We start from the raw sequence: 18,347 nt of genomic DNA, 5'->3' as shown, positions 1-18,347 counted from the left end.
GCCGTTTCTGACGCTTTTCGACGGCTTTCCCCGTCCAACAGACGGATTTACCCCGTCGGCAGCAACAGACGTCGCCGCGCCATCCACAGATTCGACAGCGCGAACAGCGTCAACACCTGCGCCGTGTTCTTCGCCAACCCGCGATAGCGCACCTTGGTGTAACCGAACTGCCGCTTCACCACTCGGAACGGATGCTCCACCTTCGCCCGCAGGCTGGCCTTGAAGTGCTCCCAGCGTTCGGCGTATTTGCGATCACGCTTGTTCTTCATCGCACGAAGCTTCGACGGCTTCTCCGCGATCCAGAACGCAGCCTCCACGCCTTGCAGCTCCTCGCGCTTGTCCGCGCCCGTGTAGCCGCTGTCGCCGCAGATTGTGTCTTCCTTGCCGTGCAGCAGCTTGTGCACCTGCGTCACGTCGTTGACGTTCGCCGCCGTGCACTCCACGTGGTGCACCAGGCCCGACTCCTCGTCCACGCCAATGTGCGCCTTCATCCCGAAGTGCCACTGGTTGCCCTTCTTCGTCTGGTGCATCTCCGGATCGCGCTTGCCGTCCCTGTTCTTGGTCGAACTCGGCGCCGCGATGATCGTGGCGTCCACGATCGTGCCGGCCTTCAAGCTCTGGCCCTTGCGCGCCAGGTGCGCGTTCACGCGCTCCAGGAGCTGCGGCGCCAGATCATGCGTCTCCAGCAGCCGGCGGAAGCTGAAGATCGTGGTCTCGTCCGGAATGTTGTCCAGCCCGCTGAGGCGGGCGAAGCGGCGCATCACCGCCGTGTCGTACAGCGCCTCTTCCATGGCCGGGTCACTGAGCGCGTACCACTGCTGCAGGAAGTGGATGCGCAGCATCGTCGCCAGCGCGTACGGCTGCCGGCCACGCTGGCCCATCTTCGGGTAGTGCGGTGCGATCAGCGCCAGCAATGCGTTCCACGGCACAACCTGCTCCATCTCCGCCAGGAAGATCTCGCGTCGCGTCTTCTTCCGCTTGCCCGTGTGTTCCGCGTCCCCGAAGCTCAGCTGCATCGTCGTCATCCGTCGAACCTTGCGCTATTGTCGCCGAGGAATTGTTCAGAGCATCCCTCGGGGGCGCCAAAAAAGGGAGTAAACATGGTTGTCCTCGGAATTGGTGTTCACGAAATCACGTGGTCTGCCGCATCGGTGCGCGGCGAGCACGGACACATAAATCAATTCCGCAGGACTTGGAACGTGAGGTAGATCGGCGGAAAGCCCGCGCGGGGATTGGGAGGAATGTAGGTAACGTGCCGCCTGAGGGCTACCCGGTCGAGAACCAACCCGGGCAGCGAGTTGGCGAGCCACATCACGTGCGCCGCGAGAAACTGAATGTCCAGCCCCTGCCATGAAAGCGCCGACTCCCGATCGCCACTGCAATGAGCGTGGCACAACTGTGGCGCTTCGCTGTCCATGGAATCAGGCATGCCGGTGCAATCCGACATTGGCAACTTGTCAGCCTGCTGCATCGAGATCGTGGCACGCATTTGCGTGGTTTCCACAGATGCCCTCGGGTCTGGCTTGGGACAGACGTACATCGCCATCGCAACCTGCGAGAAAAGCAAGGTTACGACTAGGCCGCTGGTAATCCAGCGGCTCCATCTTGCGAGAAGGCGCCTTAAGCCGATCATGTGGACATACTATTGGAAGTTGTGGGGAGTTGAATTGATCAAGGTCAGTTTCCAGGATGAATTGATGCGTCTGGACGGCGCCTTGGCCCGAACCGGCATCCACTGCAAATCCACCGGCAAGGGCGGGCACCGCACGTGGCTGTCATGCTTTACGCGCCTCGGCAACTCGCAAGGCTCTAAGCTCAAATCGATCAGCTACAAGATTCGTCTGTCCCGAGAGTCGCTGCAGGTGCGTAATGACCTCGTAGGGGCCATCGGCTATTGGACGCGTGCAGATTCCGCACTGGCTAGCGGTTTCGATGCGTGATCGCGAAGAAATCCCTACGCCATATCCAGCTGCGACCCAGAGCAACAACATCTCAAAAGAACTGACATGCTGGACATTCGGCCTTTCCGTTGATGACATGGAGGACAGGTACTGGTCCAGCGAAGGAGAATATTCGGCCTTCCATCGAAACACGGAGTGCTCCTTAAGTTCGTCTATTCTGATTGACTGCTGCCGGAGCAGTGGGTATCCCAGCGGCGTGGCAAGAGCTGTCGCCTCAAACCAAAGAGAAAGACTCTTCAGCGAAGAATCGCTCACCTGCTTCAGAGAAAGGCCGACGTCGAAGCGCCGTTTGTAGAGGCCTGTAATGAGATCGCTCGTCGTAACCTCATTAAATTCCATAAAAACTTCGGGCTCCTCCGCGCGCTGCAGGGCAAGCAATGCAGCTAGGTTCGAAGAGGCCACACCAGGCGCTATGGCGAGCCTGAGCTGTGGGCGTGGGCTGGTGGCGTCGTGCATGAGAGGCCCCAAGAAGCGATAAGACAAGGATGGAAAGTCTTCATGATAGCTAGTTTGAGTTAAACTTAACGTGGTTAAATTGTCGGGACTGTTCGACGCTTCCAAGGATGGAGAAGCGAACTGTCCGACGAGGCCGTCCCCCAGGCACTACCACTTTCGACGCCGAGCCAGCGTTGGCATTCGGAGCGGCCGTTCGTGTCGCCCGCCTGACGCAAGGTATTGCTCAGGAAGAACTGGCTGCGAAAGCAGGGATCGAGCGATCGCACATGGGCAAAATAGAGCGTGGGGAGCACATGCCCACTCTCGCTCTGATCTTAAGAATCGCCGCCGGACTCAAGCTTAGTGCTGCGGAACTCGTCAGCGCAGCCGAACGCAATCTTCGTGCTGCGGCGCACGATTCAGATGGGCATTGACGCTTTAGTCATCCGGAGGTCCTCGCAGACGTTCCATGAAGCGATCCAGCGAAACCGATGAGTTGCTGCTTTCTGGCCGAAGCAGATAGGTTGTGATTACCGCCGTGTCCTGCGCCAGAGGGCGAATCACCACGTCCGGCCTCTGGCTGATGGGAATCTTGGTCGCTGTCATGAAACCAATCCCATAGCCTGCGCCGACCAGCGTTAGCATCATGTCCAGCGACGACACTTCTTCGACAACGTTGAGCCTGTGTTCCAGAACCTGTAGCAGCCGATTTAGTTCTCGGCAGTAGCCTTCGCAGGCCAGTTTGTCGCACAGAACCAGTGGGTGACCCTGAAGTTCGTTGAGCGGAACTTGCTTGTGCGCAAGAAGCGAGTGCCGCGCTGGCACGGCGATCACAATCGGGTCTCGCCAGATCGGTTCAGCCACGATGCCTTCGCCAACATCCGCCGCGTGTGCAAATCCGATCGTGAAGTCGCCAGACCGTAGGCCCCGTATCTGCTCGGTCAGCGGTACCTCGGAGAGACGTATCTCGACCTCGGGCTCTTCCGCGCGGCAACGAGCTAGGAACGCCGATAGTCGTGGGTCCATCGCACCATCGGAAATTGCAATGCGCAGGCTGCCCCTCAGGCCCGCGGCAATGGCTCTGGCATTCTCACGCGCTTGCTCCAGGACAGTGAAGAGTCGGCGGGTGTCCTGCAAGAATGCCGCCCCCGCCACGGTCAGCCGTGTACCCCTGCGGTCGCGGTCAAACAGCGTGACCCCAAGCTCATCTTCCAATTCCTTGATCGCGCGAGACAAGGGGGGTTGCTCTATATGCAGCCTCTCGGCCGCCCGCGTGAAATGCAACTCCTCTGCCAAGACGACAAAGCATCGTAGATGACGCAACTCCATAAATCGGGCTCCTCGCAGGTTCTCATTCGCGCAAGATGTCCCGTGGACGAATCACGGTGGATGTGGAGGCTGGATCCATTCCAGGGAAGTTGATGCGCTTGACATCGCAAAAACTGGCATCTTGAGCGCTCGTGGTTGCTCGTGACGCGTCCCAATCGCGCGCGCCCAATCGGGGCGCGCGTCTCTGTCACACTGTGCAGAAGCTTTGAAAAGCACCGCACACCCGCGGCGTCATCCGCCGTGCTCTTTTTGTAGCAGCGAGCCGAGGCGAGCGACTTCATTGCTGGTGATCGCGATGTTGCGCCCATCCTTCGTCGACACCGAAGCCCCGACATTGAGATAGACGGCGCGCCCGAAGCGGCTTTCCTGTGCCATCTTTCCGTCCTTGAAGATGTACAGCGTTCCCCCGTCAGCCAAGGGAACCATCTCCTTGGCTGCTTGGGCTGCTGCATGACCGGCGAAGGCTGGCACGGAGAGAGCGCTCAACAGGGCGGCAATGACAATTTGCGATTTCATGATCGACTCCTTTGTAAAAACGACGACAACTTGCGCCGCGTCGTTAAATGTAGAAGCAGGCGGTCTACAGAGGGCTTACCCGTGCATTACATTCAATTCATGCGCTGTCATCTGCCGCCCATGAAGGATTAGGTTCCAGTGGGAGACAAGATGCCAAGCCATGCAACGCTCGCCAGAACCAAAACGGCCAAGGTTGCCTCCGTGAACAGACTCTGCCTAAGCTTGATGACTGCCTGTGCGCGATTGCCTGCCTTCAAAGCTGCCTCCAGGCTCGGGCTCAACCGATACCGATTGGCAGCAGCCAACGCCAGCATGCCTGCGAAAAGCAGGAGCTTTACCATCAGCAGCCGGCCATACAGCGTCGAGATGAGCGGATCAAACGATGGTCCGGCGATCAACAGGTAATTGAGAGTTCCACTCACGACGAGTGCAGCCACGATCGCTGTACCTATGCGAGCAAAGCCATTCGACGTCCGACTGAGGACCGCTACCGGGTCTTGCGCGACATCCCGCTTGTGGGATGCCAGCATCAAGAACGCCAACAATGCGCCCACCCAAGCGCCCGCTGCCCAGAGGTGGGTGATATCCGACGCAAGATGGATGTAGCCGCGAACGCCGTCGTCCATGGCGCCGTGGCCTGCCCACGCAAGGGTCGCCAGCGCCACGCCGGTGGAGAGCGCCATCACTGCAAATCGCAAGGTAGCGTTCAATTTCAACATTGCGACGAGCACACACACCAACAGCGCGAGGATGCGAATGCACCAGGCGATGCCCATGTGCGTGCCCGTAATGAGCATGTCGAAAACGTGCGTTGACAGCTCCGCGTAGCTTTGGGCGCCGGACATGGCCTTGGCCATGTCCGTCATGCCCCACATCGACAGGGCAATGCCGATGGCAGCGGATGCGCCAATGAGGACGCGATAGCGGCGCGAGATCGTCGAGGATCGCTCGTCGTTGCCCAAAGCATAGAGTCCGAACATGGCGACGCCAAACGCCGCCGCCAGGTCCAGATAAAGCGCCAGGCGCAGGACGATGGTCAACCAATCCCCGGCCATGGGCTTACTTCACCTTGAAGGTGACGTTACCCGTGATCGGATGCGTGTCCGAGGAGACGGCACGCCATTCGACGCGATAGTCGCCGGGCTGGAGCGCCTGTGCTGGCGTGATGACCATGGTCTTGCCGTCGCCGGCACCCGCGACGCTGGCGTTGATCTTCATCGGGCCATGGCTCGCCATTCCCGGCATGCCAGTCATGACAAGGCTCGCGGCGGAGAACTGCGGCACCAGCGTTTCGGAGAACTTCAGCTCGATGGTGGCTGGCGCGGAAACCTGCGACTTGTCGGCTGGCGTTGAAGACACCAGCGAAGGATGCGCGAATGCGGCGGTGGCGAACAGACCAGCAGCGATCGGCGCGACGAGCTTGGCGATGAAATGTGAACGGGTCATAGAGATTTCTACCTTGATGTGTGAGGAGTGGTTTAAGAACGAAGTGCCGAGATAAGGCTTGCACCTTCGCAACGGCGTGGAACGAAAGAAACGGTTCGCTGGGCGATAGCAGGCTCCTGTAGGTTCAGAAAGAAAATCCGGTCACAGTCGGCTCGCTCTCAGGCGCAAGGCGTTGCCAACGACCGACGCCGAACTCAGGCTCATCGCCAATGCTGCGATCAGCGGCGACAGCAGCCAGCCCGTGAGGGGATAGAGAACCCCGGCGGCGATGGGGATGCCCAGCGCGTTGTAGAGGAAGGCGAACATGAGGTTCTGCTTCATGTTGCGCACGGTACTCACCGAGAGCGTGCGAGCGACAGCGATGCCACGCAGGTCGCCCTTGACCAGCGTGACCTGGGCGCTGTTCATCGCCACGTCGGTCCCCGTTCCCATGGCGATGCCCACGTCTGCCTTCGCCAAGGCCGGCGCGTCGTTGATGCCGTCTCCGGCCATGGCGACGATGCGTCCTTCTTTCTGCAGCCGCTCGATCAACATGAGCTTGTCCGCCGGCTTGACCTCACCATGCACCTCGTCGATGCCTAGGCGTGCACCGACGGCTTTGGCGGTGGTCTGCCCGTCCCCGGTGGCCATGATGACCCGCAGGCCCGCAGCCTTCAACGCGGCCAGGGCCTCGGGGGTGCTGCCCTTGACCGGATCGGATACGGCGAGCAAGCCCGCGAGCTGCCCGTCCACAGCCAAGTACATGACGCTTGCCCCTTCGCCGCGCAGAGCTTCGGCCTGGGGTACGAGCGGTTCCACCGATACGCCAGACTGTTCCATCAGCACTGTGTTGCCCAACGCGAGTTGCCGGTGCTCAACCTTTCCGCGCACGCCGATGCCGGTTCCCGATTCAAAGCTCTGAGGCTTCACGAGTTGGAGGCCCTGGGCACGCGCGGCCTGCACGATGGCGTCGGCCAGGGGGTGTTCACTGCCCTGGTCCAGGCTGGCCGCAAGACGCAGCACCTCATCGTTCGTAAAGCCGGGTGCTGCGACGACCTGATCGAAAGCAGGTCGGCCTTCGGTCAGGGTTCCTGTCTTGTCGATGACGAGGGTATCGACCTTGCGAAGATTCTCGATCGCCGCGGCATCGCGGAATAGCACGCCCTGCGTGGCGCCACGGCCCGTTGCGACCATGATCGACATCGGCGTGGCCAGACCCAGCGCGCACGGGCAGGCGATGATCAGAACGGCCACCGCATTGATGAGTCCATAGACCCAGGTGGGCTGCGGCCCGAAGAATCCCCATACAAAGAGCGTCGTGACCGCAATGGCAACGACGGCCATCACGAAGTAGCCGGCAACGACATCGGCCATGCGTTGCATCGGCGCCTTGGAACGCTGCGCCTGGGCGACCATCTGGACGATCTGCGACAGAACGGTGTCCGAGCCGATCCGCTCCGAACGCATGACCAGCGCGCCGCTGGTGTTGAGTGTGGCCCCGATGACCTTGTCGCCCGCGCGCTTGCTTACGGGCAGCGGTTCGCCGGTCAGCATGGATTCGTCAATCGAGCTGCTGCCCTCGTGCACGATGCCATCCACCGGCACCTTCTCGCCGGGTCGGATGCGCAGCAGATCGCCGACGTGCACATGGCTGAGCGGCACGTCTTCCTCGCTGCCGTCCGCATTGATGCGCCGCGCGGTCTTGGGCGCCAGCCCCAGCAGCGACTTGATGGCCGCCGAAGTCTGGGAGCGCGCCTTGAGTTCCAGCACCTGGCCGAGCAGTGTCAGCGAGATGATGACGGCGGCGGCCTCGAAATACACGCCGACCCGTCCCATGGACATGAAGGAAGCTGGAAACACTTCCGGCGCAACGGTTGCCACGACGCTGTAGATGAATGCCGCACCCGTTCCCAGGCCGATCAGTGTCCACATGTTCGGGCTGCGGTTGACCACGGACAGCCAGCCGCGGGAGAAGAAGGGCCAGCCGGCCCACAGCACGATCGGCAACGACAGCACCAACTCGACCCAGCTCTGTGTAGCCATGTCCATCAGGTGTAGCCGCTCGCCCAGCATCGCCAGCGCCAGGACCACGAGCGTCAACGGCAAGGTCCACCAGAAGCGACGCGAGAAGTCACGCAACTCCGGGTTGTCGTCGTCGAGGTCGGGCAGCAGAGGCTCCAGCGTCATCCCGCACTTGGGGCAGATTCCCGGATGATCCTGGCGGATCTCCGGGTGCATCGGGCAGGTGTAGATTGTTCCGGGTGCGGTTGGCGATGCCGCCGGGGCCGGTGAAATCGCGGTGCTGGCATGGTGATGCGGTGCATGGCCGCTGCCTGTGCCTATGCCCGCGCCACCGCTGGCATATCGCGCCGGATCGGCGTCGAATTTGGCCTTGCATCCGGTGCTGCAAAACAGGTACGTGTTCCCCAAGTGCGTGGAGCGGTGCTCCGACGCCGCCGTGACCGCCATCCCACACACCGGATCTCGTGTCGAGGCATCGGGCTGCGAGTGGCTTGAGGGCCCGCCCGCATCGTCACTTCCAGCATGGCTGGCGTGATGGTGGTGGGTATGCGTGCCGGACGTTGTGGCACCCGCCGCCATGCCTGCGTGCTCATGTCCTGAAGACTTGCTGGGTGAATTCATAGTGACAAGTGCCCTCCGCCGTTAACCGTTGGTGTCTGGTGATCGCAGCAGGCCGCACGCGCGCAAGGAGACAAGCGCGGCGTCGCGTGCTCGCACGGTGCGAGTGCCTCGACTCATTGCTTCTGCTCCTTGGAGGCTGCGGCACCTTCCTCACCCTGACGCGCGGCATGATCGTGTCCGCCGTGGCCGTGACCACGGTGCATGAACAGGTGCATCAGCGGACAAGCCGCCAGCAGCAGGAAGGGGAGATAGCCGGCAACATGTGCCGTGTGCTCCTTGAGCAGGAAATACGCGGCGACAGCGGCGATGATGAGGAACGCCACGCCGTAGCGCGATCGCCAGAACCGGGGACGATCGCTGGGGGTATGTGTGTGCTGATGCTGCATGGCATATCTCCACGGAGAAGGGTTGATGGATGGTCAGCGATGCGACTGATAGACCGTGCTGCTACCGTTTTTCCCGATCAGCAGCACGTCGTAGGCGTCCTTGCGTCCACCATAGGCCGGACCATCCATGCCGGGCGAACCGACCGGCATGCCGGGCGCCGCAAGGCCGATGGCCTGCGGGGCTTCGCGCAGCAAGCGTTGAATGTCCGAGGCAGGCACATGACCCTCGATGGCATAGCTGCCGATCTGCGCCGTGTGGCACGAACCGTACTTCTGCGGGATGCCCAGCCGCGTGCGCGCTGCCGTGTTCCCGGTGTCGAGAACCTGCACATCGAAGCCTGCGCCTTGCAGGTGTGAGACCCAGTCCTTGCAGCATCCGCAGCTCGGGTCCTTCCAGACCTTGGCAATCGGTCGGCTCTGCGCCAGGCTCGGTCCTGCGAGTGCCATCACCAACAAGCCAGCGATCAATGCCTGGCGTCTCGGCACTTTGCCCTGGCTTCTGTCGTAGTGCATGTTCATAGATTGCCTCTCATCAGATGATCAAACCCGCTAGGTTCTAGAACCAGAATCGCACGCCAGCCACCCAGCGCGTCTGCTGCGCGCGGCCGCCTTCGGCACGCACATAGTCCGCGGTGCGTCCGAAGCTGCCCGCCCGTTCCACGCCGATATAGGGGGCGAACTGGCGACTGAATTCATAGCGCAGGCGCAAGCCAGCAGACGCTTCGGCCAAGCCCTTGCCGATACCGCGTTCCGGGTCGTCCTTGCCATAGAACTGCAACTCGGCGCGAGGCTCCAGAATCAGTCGCTGGGTCAGCAGCAGCTCGTAGCTGCCTTCGACACGCAGCGCCGTACGTCCGCCACTTCCCACGTAGCCCGTCGCCTCCAGCTCGAACCAGTAGGGGGCGAGGCCCTGGATGCCGAAAGCCAACCATTGACGGCTCGGGCCTTCGCCGTTATCCACCCGAATGCCGAGCTGGGTGTCCCAGTACGGTGCGACGGCGTGCCCCCAGAGAAGCTCGGTACGCGATTCTTCGAGCTTTCCTTTGGCGATATCGCCTTCGGCCTTCACGACGGCCTTGTTGTAGGTCGTCCCATACCACGCCTGGAGGTCGTAGGCCGTGGAATCGTCCCCTTTGCGCGTGAAGCGGCGTTCCAGGGTTTCGCCGCGCAACGAGAAGAACCTGTGTTCGTCGGCCAGCATCAGCCGCGGCACACCGGGTACGGCGTAGTCGCCCGATCCCAATGTCAGGCCATTGGAGTAGCCATGCGGATCGCGGGCGTCAGGAGGCGCCGACCCGCCCTGCATCTGCATGTTGCCGTGATCCATGGCCGGGGCCGCGGTCGAGCCGCTCGCCGACGCCGCGTGACCCGCGTGCGGGTCGGCGGCAGGAGCCACGGTCTGAGTGGATGGCGCGGCCGTTTGAGAGTCGGCCTGGCCGTGCGCAGCATGGTCGTTCTGTGCTTGTGCCTGTGCGGCGACGCTTACCAGGGCCAGTAGCGTCGTGGCCAGTGCGCGAGTGGGGAGTGCTTTGGACATTCTTGGTCTTCCTTGTGCGCTGGGTTCAAGACACCACGACTTCGCGGAACATGCCGGCATCCATGTGGAACATCAGGTGGCAGTGCCACGCCCAGCGGCCGAGCGCGTCGGCTGTCACCAGGAAGCTGATGCGTTGTGCCGGCTGCACCGGCAGGGTGTGGCGGCGCGCAAGGAAGCGACCGTCGGGGCTTTCCAGCTCGCTCCACATGCCGTGCAGGTGCATGGGATGGGTCATCATGGTGTCGTTGTGCAGAATGACCCGCAGCCGCTCGCCGTGTTTGAAGTGCACCGGCGTGGACTTTCCGAACTCCAGCCCGTCCAGGGACCATGCGTAGCGTTCCATGTTGCCCGTGAGGTGCAATTCGACCTCCCGGCCAGGGCCTCTCTTGTCCAGCGGCCCCGACGGGGTATGCAGATCCGCGAGGGTCAACACGCGCCGACCGTTGTTGCGCAGTCCAATGCCGGGGTCATCGAGGTTGGTGCGCGCCATGTCAACGCGCATGTCCGTGCTGGCACCATACTCGGTGCGAGCGTGGCGGGCAGTAGTGCTGGGCACGGCCAGTCCCCCCGCAGCCGCGGCGTGTTGGCTGTGATCCATCGCCATGCCACCGTGGTTCATGCCAGCCATCGCCCCATGATCCATCCCGGACATCGAACCCGAGCCCATCCCGGTCATCCCGGTCATCCCGGTCATGCCCGTCATGCCCGTCATGCCCGTCATCCCGGTCATCTCCATGGCCTGGCCGGACCCGCCATGGTCCATGCCCCCCATCATGCCGCCCATCATGTCGTTCATGGTCAGCCATTCGACCGGATCGAGGGCAGGCACGGGAGCTTGAAGACCTTCACGCACGGCCAGCGTGGCACGCGCGTAGCCTGTCCGGTCCATCGCCTGGGCGAAGATCGTGTAAGCGTCATCCCGTGGCTGGACGATCACATCGACGGTTTCGCCCGGACCGAATCGGAACTCATCGACCGTCACCGGCTCCACGTCAACACCATCGACGTGCACCACCGTGAGTTTCAGTCCGGGAATGCGTACGTCGTAGAAGGTGTTGCCCGCACCGTTGACCATGCGCAGCCGCACGCGCTCCCCCGGTCGGAACAACGCCGTCCAATTGCCGGCGGGGGTGACGCCGTTGGCCAGATAGGTCAGCGTGGCGGCGGACAGATCGGCGAGATCCGTCGGATTCATCCGCATCTCGTTCCACATCTTGCGCTTGTCGATCGCAGCGGCCATGCCGTCGCGCGAGGCGTCCCGGAAGAAGTCGAAGACGGTAGGTTGGTTGTAGTTGTAGTAGTCGCTTTGGGACTTGAGCTTGGTGAACACCCGCATCGGGTCTTCGTCGGTCCAATCCGAGAACAGCAGCACGTGGTCACGGTCGGCGCGGATGGTCTCGGCGCCAGCGGGGTCGATGATGATCGCCCCGTACATGCCCGTGAGTTCCTGGAAGCCGGAGTGCGAGTGGTACCAGTAGGAGCCGCTTTGCTGAACCTTGAAGCGGTACGTGAAGGTCTCGCCGGGAGCGATGCCTTTGAAGCTAATGCCCGGCACGCCATCCATCTGATACGGCAGGATGATCCCGTGCCAGTGGATGGATGTGGCTTCACGCAGCTTGTTGGTCACACGGATTGTGACGGTGTCACCCTCGCGCCAACGCAATGTCGGTGCCGGCAGCGAGCCGTTGATGGTCGTAGCCACGCCTGGCTTGCCCGTGAAGTTCACGGGCGATTCGGCGATCACCAAGTCGAACTCGGTGCCTTTTAGCACAGGGGCGGCACCGCGCGTCGCGGAGCCTTGCTGGGCAAATGCCTTGAACGCCGGCGTGGACAGCCCAGCGAGAACGCCGCCGGCGGCTAACCCTTGGACGAAACGCCGACGAGAAAGGCCCTGTGGGGGCACGATAAAAAAGGGTGAACGAGGCGGCATGGCCTGAAATCCTCCATAGATGACTCGGAAGTCGTTCTAAACGCCACCCCATCCTGAGCGGCACAGTTCGACGCAATGCAGGTCATGCTATGGGTTGGGCACTTTCCACCGAATGACCCTTGAATTACATTCATGTAATGTTCGTGTCATGTTCGTGGAAGCTGGCAACCAGTAAATTGCTGATTGAAGTGGATGAATGCGTACATCGTGAGCGGCTATTTTTCTGCGCCGCAGCGATTTCATGGGACATGCGATGAAACTGCTGGTCGTTGAAGACGAGAACAAGACGGCGGATTACGTCCGCCAAGGTCTCATGGAGGCGGGATTCGTAGTGGATCTGGCGCGCAACGGATTGGACGGACACCACCTGGCCATGGGCGAGACATACGATCTGGTGGTCTTGGATGTCATGCTGCCGGATGTCGATGGCTGGCGCATCGTGCGTGCCCTTCGAGATGCCGGTAAACAGGTCCCTGTACTCTTTCTGACGGCGCGTGGCGGTGTGGACGACCGTGTCAAGGGATTGGAACTGGGAGCGGACGACTACCTCGTCAAGCCATTCGCCTTCTCTGAGTTGCTGGCGCGGGTGCGGACGCTGCTGCGACGCGGAAGCGCTCCGAGCCAGCCTGATCGCATCCAGGTTGCCGATTTGGTACTGGACTTGGCGCGCCGACGTGCAACGCGCGCTGGCCAACGCATCAATCTCACCAGCAAGGAGTTCGCGTTGCTTGAGCTCCTGGCCCGTCGCCAGGGGGAAGTCCTTCCACGTTCTCTGATCGCGTCGCAGGTATGGGACATGAATTTCGACAGCGACAGCAACGTCATCGATGTAGCCATCCGCCGCCTACGCGCGAAGATAGACGATGCGTTCAATCCGAAGCTCATCCACACCGTGCGTGGAATGGGATACACGCTCGATGCGCCCGATGATGCCCCTGCGCCATAAGCCGCGGCAAAGCCGTCCAGCGTCGCTTGCATTGAGGGTCACGGCCCTGGTTGGTATCGCCACGACCTTGGTGTTTCTTGTGTTCAACTGGGTCATTCTCCGGTCGTTGGAGCACCACTTTGCTCAACAGGATGCCCACGAACTGGAGGCAGTGACAGCCGCTTTGGCTCAGCCCTTGCACCAGCTTGCAAGTGACATCGCAAGCGACGAACTGAAGCAACACTTGGCCAACGCAGTCGCAGGACATCATGGGATGACGTACGGCGTCTACGATGGGTCTGGCAATAGCATCTATGCCACGCCCGGTCCTGACCTGTCGAAACTTGACAGTAACAAAAAGTTGGTGAACCGCATCACCGCTGACGATTTGATCGTGTGGCACGAGGATCAGAGGTCATATCGAGGTGTGGTGGTACAACTGCCTGCTGACGATTCAGCGGCGTCCGGCTACCGCATCGTCGCCGCCATGGACATCGGCTTTCATCTCGACTTCCTGGCGGAGTTCAAGCGCATGCTTTGGTGGGCAACCGGCTTGGTCATGTGTCTGGCGCTCGGTGTGGCTTGGCTGGCGGTGCAGTGGGGCCATCTGCCGATTCGCAAGGTCAATGAAGAGATTCGGGCGATTCGCTCTTCAAAGCTGGATGTGAGGTTGGATCCTCGGGATGTGCCGATCGAACTGGCGGAACTGGTATTTGCCTTCAACGATATGTTGGCGAGAATCGAGGAAGGCTTCACCCGGCTATCACACTTTTCCGCAGACATAGCGCACGAGTTGCGCACGCCCGTCACCAACCTGGTCACGCAGACTCACGTAGCGCTTGGCCAGCCGCGCAGCAACGAGGAATACAGAGAAATCCTCTATTCAAATTTGGAAGAGTTTGATCGGATGGGACGCATGATTGGAGACATGCTGTTTCTTGCCCAAACGGAAAATGATCCCCGCAACTTGCGCTTGTCTACAATTGATCTGTCCGAATTGGTGCGGAGTCTGTTCGACTATTTCGAGGCGCTGGCAGAAGATAGCGGCATTACGCTTGGCGTTAAAGGGGCGATCGGCAGCATAGCGGCGGATCGGGAAATGCTCACCCGGGCGCTGAACAATCTTCTCTCGAACGCAATTCGACACACTCCTCGCGGGAAGAGCATCACGGTCTTGCTCTCGCAGGATGAGCAGTGGACAACGATCAGTGTGGTCAATCCCGGTGAGAAAATTCCTGAGCCCGATCTACCAAAGCTCTTCAATCGATTCTACCGAGTTGATCCGGCACGGCAACGAAATACGGCGGGCGCCGGTCTTGGCCTTGCCATCGTGAAATCGATTGCGGAGGCGCATGGTGGTTCTGTTGCCGTGACCTCCAGCGAGCTTGTCACAAGATTTGACTTGGCACTGCCCCATCTGCGGCAGTAGTCCGGGTGAGCTTCGGTGCCGGATAGCCGCATTCGGAGATGCAATGGCGCAGATCCTTGACCCTGAGGCATCGCTCGTCGAGATGAATCGTTGCGCTTCCCGCAACATAGTTGGCATCCGCATTATGGACGCCGTGAAGATACAGCAGCTTGCGGCGCACTCCCTCACCGCTCAGGCTCGATACAAGCCCTCCGACTTCAACGTTGATCGACTTCATGAATGCTCTTTCCTGTTAGCTGTATTTGTGGTGTCAAGGAGCGAATCGGCCCGAGTCCAGACAGTCCTGCGAGAACTCGAAGACAATCTCCCGGTCGGGAGCGATGACCTTATGCTTCTTGCCGGCGTAGTGCAGCCCAGAGACGGGAGAGGCGCTGCCTTGTTCCATCATCGCTGCGCTCATCGGGCCTTTGGCTCTGTCTGAATAAAGGTGCGCTTTGGCGGCAATAGACTGCCCCGGCGAAATTGAGGAGGTCATGTTGACGCCCCTTGCTTTCCTGAAGTCTGTTCGCAGTGTCTGGTCTCACCCAACAGGGATAGATAGGGATTGCTCGGAGGCGTTTCCGAGAAAAGCAGGCTCGGATCTTCCAGAAGGTATCCATGCAGACGGCGGGATTTTCTAGGCCCGGTTACTTCACAGGTCCAGATGTTCAGGCCGTTCGGTTGCTTGCGATGCAGCTGCAGCCTCTCGAAGCGCTTTTGTATCCACTGCCAGTCTTGCTGGCTCTCCTGCTTGGCCAGCGCGCTGACTTGCGGACGCTCCTGCGCATAGCGCTGGAATACGCCGGGGCTGACCAGGTAGGCGGTGCCGCTCGCGGTATGCACGAGCGCTTTCGCGTCGTTGATGATGAGCCGGCGGGAAGCGATGCCTTGTTTCAGCCACGCCATGAAGTGCTCTCCGGATGGCGCTGTCGTGGGCTTGGGCGCTGGGGACGAACGCTGAGGTGCGGTCAAGGTCGTCGCTTCAGTACGCGCGGCAGACACCGGCTCCGAAGGTGCTTCAGCGTCCTGCCGGGTTGCGGGTGAATTCACCATGCCCACCATCGAAAGCATGTCTTCCATGGCGTCGGGCAGCGGTTCACCTTTCGCTGGACGAGAGGGGTTACCTCCCTCCCATGGCGGAACCTCTTGGCCCTCCGAGGCTGACTGCGCTCCGGCCGGCGGAGTAGTGGCTGACACATCGGGCCCTTTGTCCGTGGCCGCCGCGTCGATCGCCACTGTGCCGGCGAACAGCGCCGGCCTCTCGCTTGGCTCCCAGATCAGCGCGGGCCCGAGGCGCAACAGCGTGAACGAGTGACACCAGCCGGTGGAACTGGTCACGGTCGCGCGCCAGATCGCCTTGCCGTCGGGCGTCGGCTGCAACATGCCGTGATCCTGGAGGACGTTGAACACCGCGGTGTTGTTCGCAGGAATGCCGTCAACGCCTTGGGACAGCAGGTGCGCACGCAGTTTGTCCGATACCGTCTTGCTCACCAGCCACAGCGCGTCCTCGGTGAGCCAGCCATCGGAGGCTTCCGGCTGGTTCAGCTTCAACTGTTCCTTGAGCAGGTAGCGCAGCCCGTCGAGCAGCTTGCGTTGCAGCGCGTGCTTGGGAGCGGCCATGGCGCGCGCCGGATCGCCGCCCAGTTCCTGGGCCACGGAAGCGCGGTCGGCCTGCACGACCAGTTCGCCCAGCACACCGGCGTGCTCGTACTGGCCGGCCAGGACGTAGAGCAGCGGTCCCCACAGGTCGGGATAGCCACTGAGCCAGTCCAGGAGTTGGGTGTCCAACAGTTGGCGGTAGAGCAAGCCCGTCGCCGCGCTGTGCAGGTGGTATTCGCGATCGTCGCGGTAGCGGAAGCGGTACGGCTGGTGCAGCGGACCGTACCACGGGTGCCACAGCGAGCCATCGGCCAGTTCGACGTGCAGATCGACGGCGATCTTGCCGATGTCGTGCAACAACGCGGCATAGGCGACTGCAGCAGTCCAGGCCTCAGCCTGCGCAGCCTGGTCCTCGGGGCTTGCGCCGATGGGAAGCAGATGGGACTGCCGCAGCTTCAGACTGTAGGCGACGATTTCCAGGCCATGGTCCAGCATGCCGCCGGGGTAAGCGTGATGATGCGCCTCGGAAGCCGGGAAAGCCTGGACCAGCTCGGCGTAGCGTTCCAGTGGCGCCCGGTACAAGGTGGCGAACTGCTTACGTGAGAGCGACGTGCGCTGCCAGATGTGCTCCAGCAGCTTCTGCCGGCGCGGGGTGGCCAGCAGCGATGCGGCCGACTCGGGCCGCATCAACCCTTTCGGGAGGTCGGTGACCGATGGTGGCGTCGGAGCAGCAGCAACCGCGGGCCGTTTTCGCTGGAACAGAGAGAGCATGCGGGTGTCCTGTCGCGGGCCGAGCGGGGAGGCCTTTTTGCCTTTTCGGGATAGAGCCTTTCCCCTTGCACCCCATTCCCTTGCCATTTCGACCCTTTACAGCCTTTGGGTATAGGGCGACGGGTGCTGACCGTCCACCGCCAATGCGGGTTGCAGCAGGGCCGGATTGATGCAGGAAGGCTGGCTGTTCACGCCCTACGATGGGCCGATTCTTGGACTCGGAGAACGCCGTGAGGCTTCACGTTGACAAAGTAAGGAAATTTCCTTACCATGCGGGTATCGCAATCAGGAGAGCCGCCATGCCTGCCATCCACGAAGTTGCCACGCTGACCTCCAAAGGCCAGATCACGCTGCCCAAGCCCATCCGGCAGGCGCTCGGCGTCGATGCCGGTGGCAAGCTCGCGTTCGATCTGCGGGGCAGCGAAGTCGTCGTCACCCGCGTCGATGCCGAGCATGAGGACCCCGCCATCGGCGCATTCCTGAGCCTGCTGGCCCGCGACATCGAAGCTGGCCGGAACGTCCAGGGCCTGCCCGAGGATCTGGCCCGCGCCATGCTGGAGCATGCTGGCCACGGTCTGGACCTGGACGAGGAGATCGACGGGAAAGTGGAACTCTGATGCAACGGCATGGCTGGACGCTGCTCTTCCACGACTGCGTGATCGAGCAGTTGCAGAAACTGCATGCGACCGCGAGGCGCGCGCAGGAGAACGACCCGACGGGCTTCGAGTCCAATGCCAACGTCAAGCTCTTCCGGGCCTTGAGCCAGTTGATCTTGGATGTGGTGCCAGGCGATCCGGCACGCGACGAGTACCGCCAGGGCAACACCTTGGGACCTGCCCACCGCCACTGGCGAAGGGCCAAGATCGGACGGCGGTTCCGGCTGTTCTTCCGGTATGACTCGAAGGCGAAGGTCATCGTGTACGCCTGGGTCAACGATGAACAGACCCTGCGGTCTTCGGGTAGCAAATCGGACCCGTATGTCGTGTTCGAGAAGATGCTCGGGCGCGGGAACCCACCAGACGACTGGCATGCGCTGATACAGGCAAGCAAGCAGGATTGGAGCAAACTGGAATAGGCATCGCTCAATAGCAGGAGACGACCATGAACACCACGACACGCATCCGTACCGCAGAACGACTCGGCCGCACCTTGGGTCGCGGATGGCGTGCCTACGTGCGCGGCGAACGCCGGGCATCGAGCTGGTTGGTGTCAAAGGGGGGGGCGGCGGCCGGTGCCACCGCGCTCGTGTGGGTGGTCAAGCTGGTTGCGCTCGGGGTGCTGCTGTACACCACCTTCTGGCTGGCGGTGTTGCTACTGCTGGGCGTTGCGGCGGTATGGATGGCTGGCAATTCGGCTAGAGATGAAGACCGCTGGACGCAACAGGATGAATTGCGCAATGGCGAGGCGGGCTTTGGCCTGTATTCTTCCAATGGCCAGCGGCTCGACCCTCACGACCCGAACGATCCGTTCGATGACTGAGGT

At 61.6% G+C, this 18,347-nt stretch carries 21 protein-coding genes; 6 read left to right on the top strand and 15 right to left on the bottom strand.

Annotated elements, in window-relative coordinates:
- Nucleotides 1-47: 47 nt before the first annotated feature.
- The 3 genes from AXYL_RS05645 to AXYL_RS34270 form a co-directional block, all read right to left on the bottom strand.
- Nucleotides 48-1,016: an IS5 family transposase gene (locus AXYL_RS05645; RefSeq protein ID WP_016445093.1), complete on the bottom strand. Its 969-nt coding sequence runs from the start codon at nt 1,014-1,016 to the stop codon at nt 48-50.
- Nucleotides 1,017-1,177: 161 nt separating this feature from the next.
- A complete protein-coding gene (locus AXYL_RS05640) occupies nt 1,178-1,489 on the bottom strand; it encodes a hypothetical protein (RefSeq protein WP_006226245.1) in 312 nt (103 codons plus the stop codon).
- Between the two features lie 286 nt (nt 1,490-1,775).
- Entirely contained in the window at nt 1,776-2,417 is a 642-nt protein-coding gene (locus AXYL_RS34270) for a LysR substrate-binding domain-containing protein (RefSeq protein ID WP_013391828.1), read from the bottom strand.
- Nucleotides 2,418-2,524: 107 nt separating this feature from the next.
- Here AXYL_RS34270 and AXYL_RS34265 point away from each other — a divergent pair, with 107 nt between their 5' ends.
- Entirely contained in the window at nt 2,525-2,830 is a 306-nt protein-coding gene (locus AXYL_RS34265; RefSeq protein WP_013391827.1) for a helix-turn-helix domain-containing protein, read from the top strand.
- Nucleotides 2,831-2,834: 4 nt separating this feature from the next.
- Here AXYL_RS34265 and AXYL_RS05625 read toward each other — a convergent pair whose 3' ends face one another.
- From AXYL_RS05625 to AXYL_RS05585, 9 genes are all read right to left on the bottom strand, one after another.
- Nucleotides 2,835-3,725, bottom strand: coding sequence for a LysR family transcriptional regulator (locus tag AXYL_RS05625; protein ID WP_013391826.1), 891 nt, complete (start codon nt 3,723-3,725; stop codon nt 2,835-2,837).
- A gap of 231 nt (nt 3,726-3,956) precedes the next feature.
- Nucleotides 3,957-4,241 (bottom strand): CopK family periplasmic copper-binding protein, encoded by a 285-nt coding sequence (locus AXYL_RS05620; RefSeq protein WP_003090336.1) that lies wholly within the window; start codon nt 4,239-4,241, stop codon nt 3,957-3,959.
- Between the two features lie 128 nt (nt 4,242-4,369).
- Nucleotides 4,370-5,296, bottom strand: coding sequence for a copper homeostasis membrane protein CopD (copD, locus tag AXYL_RS05615; protein WP_013391825.1), 927 nt, complete (start codon nt 5,294-5,296; stop codon nt 4,370-4,372).
- A 4-nt stretch (nt 5,297-5,300) separates the two neighbouring features.
- Nucleotides 5,301-5,687, bottom strand: coding sequence for a copper homeostasis periplasmic binding protein CopC (copC, locus tag AXYL_RS05610; RefSeq protein WP_008063308.1), 387 nt, complete (start codon nt 5,685-5,687; stop codon nt 5,301-5,303).
- 141 nt (nt 5,688-5,828) lie between these two features.
- Entirely contained in the window at nt 5,829-8,135 is a 2,307-nt protein-coding gene (locus tag AXYL_RS05605; RefSeq protein WP_013391824.1) for a heavy metal translocating P-type ATPase, read from the bottom strand.
- Nucleotides 8,136-8,422: 287 nt separating this feature from the next.
- The gene (locus tag AXYL_RS05600; RefSeq protein ID WP_013391823.1) at nt 8,423-8,695 is read right to left on the bottom strand and encodes a DUF2933 domain-containing protein; all 273 of its coding nucleotides are present in this window, start codon (nt 8,693-8,695) and stop codon (nt 8,423-8,425) included.
- A 33-nt stretch (nt 8,696-8,728) separates the two neighbouring features.
- Nucleotides 8,729-9,214, bottom strand: a complete 486-nt coding sequence (locus tag AXYL_RS05595; RefSeq protein WP_013391822.1) for a DUF411 domain-containing protein — start codon at nt 9,212-9,214, stop codon at nt 8,729-8,731.
- Between the two features lie 37 nt (nt 9,215-9,251).
- Nucleotides 9,252-10,232: a copper resistance protein B gene (locus AXYL_RS05590; RefSeq protein WP_013391821.1), complete on the bottom strand. Its 981-nt coding sequence runs from the start codon at nt 10,230-10,232 to the stop codon at nt 9,252-9,254.
- A 25-nt stretch (nt 10,233-10,257) separates the two neighbouring features.
- Nucleotides 10,258-12,162: a copper resistance system multicopper oxidase gene (locus AXYL_RS05585; RefSeq protein ID WP_013391820.1), complete on the bottom strand. Its 1,905-nt coding sequence runs from the start codon at nt 12,160-12,162 to the stop codon at nt 10,258-10,260.
- Between the two features lie 253 nt (nt 12,163-12,415).
- On the opposite strand from AXYL_RS05585, the gene AXYL_RS05580 reads away from it, so the two are divergent.
- Nucleotides 12,416-13,108 (top strand): heavy metal response regulator transcription factor, encoded by a 693-nt coding sequence (locus tag AXYL_RS05580; protein ID WP_003097513.1) that lies wholly within the window; start codon nt 12,416-12,418, stop codon nt 13,106-13,108.
- Nucleotides 13,080-14,516: a heavy metal sensor histidine kinase gene (locus AXYL_RS05575; protein ID WP_013391818.1), complete on the top strand. Its 1,437-nt coding sequence runs from the start codon at nt 13,080-13,082 to the stop codon at nt 14,514-14,516. The genes AXYL_RS05580 and AXYL_RS05575 overlap by 29 nt, the downstream gene beginning before the upstream one ends.
- Here AXYL_RS05575 and AXYL_RS34260 read toward each other — a convergent pair.
- Genes AXYL_RS34260 through mobH form a run of 3 tightly spaced genes read right to left on the bottom strand, consistent with a single transcriptional unit; the run spans nt 14,476 to nt 16,865 of the window.
- Nucleotides 14,476-14,733 (bottom strand): heavy-metal-associated domain-containing protein, encoded by a 258-nt coding sequence (locus AXYL_RS34260; RefSeq protein ID WP_013391817.1) that lies wholly within the window; start codon nt 14,731-14,733, stop codon nt 14,476-14,478. The two genes, AXYL_RS05575 and AXYL_RS34260, sit on opposite strands and share 41 nt — an antisense overlap.
- Before the next feature lie 33 nt (nt 14,734-14,766).
- Nucleotides 14,767-14,991: a hypothetical protein gene (locus AXYL_RS05570; RefSeq protein ID WP_034012201.1), complete on the bottom strand. Its 225-nt coding sequence runs from the start codon at nt 14,989-14,991 to the stop codon at nt 14,767-14,769.
- Entirely contained in the window at nt 14,988-16,865 is a 1,878-nt protein-coding gene (mobH, locus tag AXYL_RS05565; protein ID WP_013391815.1) for a MobH family relaxase, read from the bottom strand. Before mobH ends, AXYL_RS05570 begins: the two co-directional genes overlap by 4 nt.
- Nucleotides 16,866-17,164: 299 nt before the next feature.
- Between mobH and AXYL_RS05560 the strand changes: the two genes are divergently transcribed.
- The 3 genes from AXYL_RS05560 to AXYL_RS05550 are packed head-to-tail and all read left to right on the top strand — an operon-like array spanning nt 17,165 to nt 18,344.
- On the top strand, nt 17,165-17,482 hold the full coding sequence (locus AXYL_RS05560) for a type II toxin-antitoxin system PrlF family antitoxin (protein WP_013391814.1): 318 nt from the start codon (nt 17,165-17,167) through the stop codon (nt 17,480-17,482).
- Entirely contained in the window at nt 17,482-17,940 is a 459-nt protein-coding gene (locus tag AXYL_RS05555; RefSeq protein ID WP_013391813.1) for a type II toxin-antitoxin system YhaV family toxin, read from the top strand. The genes AXYL_RS05560 and AXYL_RS05555 overlap by 1 nt, the downstream gene beginning before the upstream one ends.
- Before the next feature lie 26 nt (nt 17,941-17,966).
- On the top strand, nt 17,967-18,344 hold the full coding sequence (locus tag AXYL_RS05550; RefSeq protein ID WP_013391812.1) for a DUF3742 family protein: 378 nt from the start codon (nt 17,967-17,969) through the stop codon (nt 18,342-18,344).
- The last annotated feature ends 3 nt before the right edge of the window (nt 18,345-18,347 follow it).

Origin of the sequence: Achromobacter xylosoxidans A8, from assembly GCF_000165835.1 — a bacterium.
GTDB lineage: Bacteria > Pseudomonadota > Gammaproteobacteria > Burkholderiales > Burkholderiaceae_B > Achromobacter > Achromobacter xylosoxidans_B.
The sequence above is the reverse complement of the archived record's forward strand: the minus strand, read 5'-3'. Positions and strand labels throughout refer to the sequence as shown.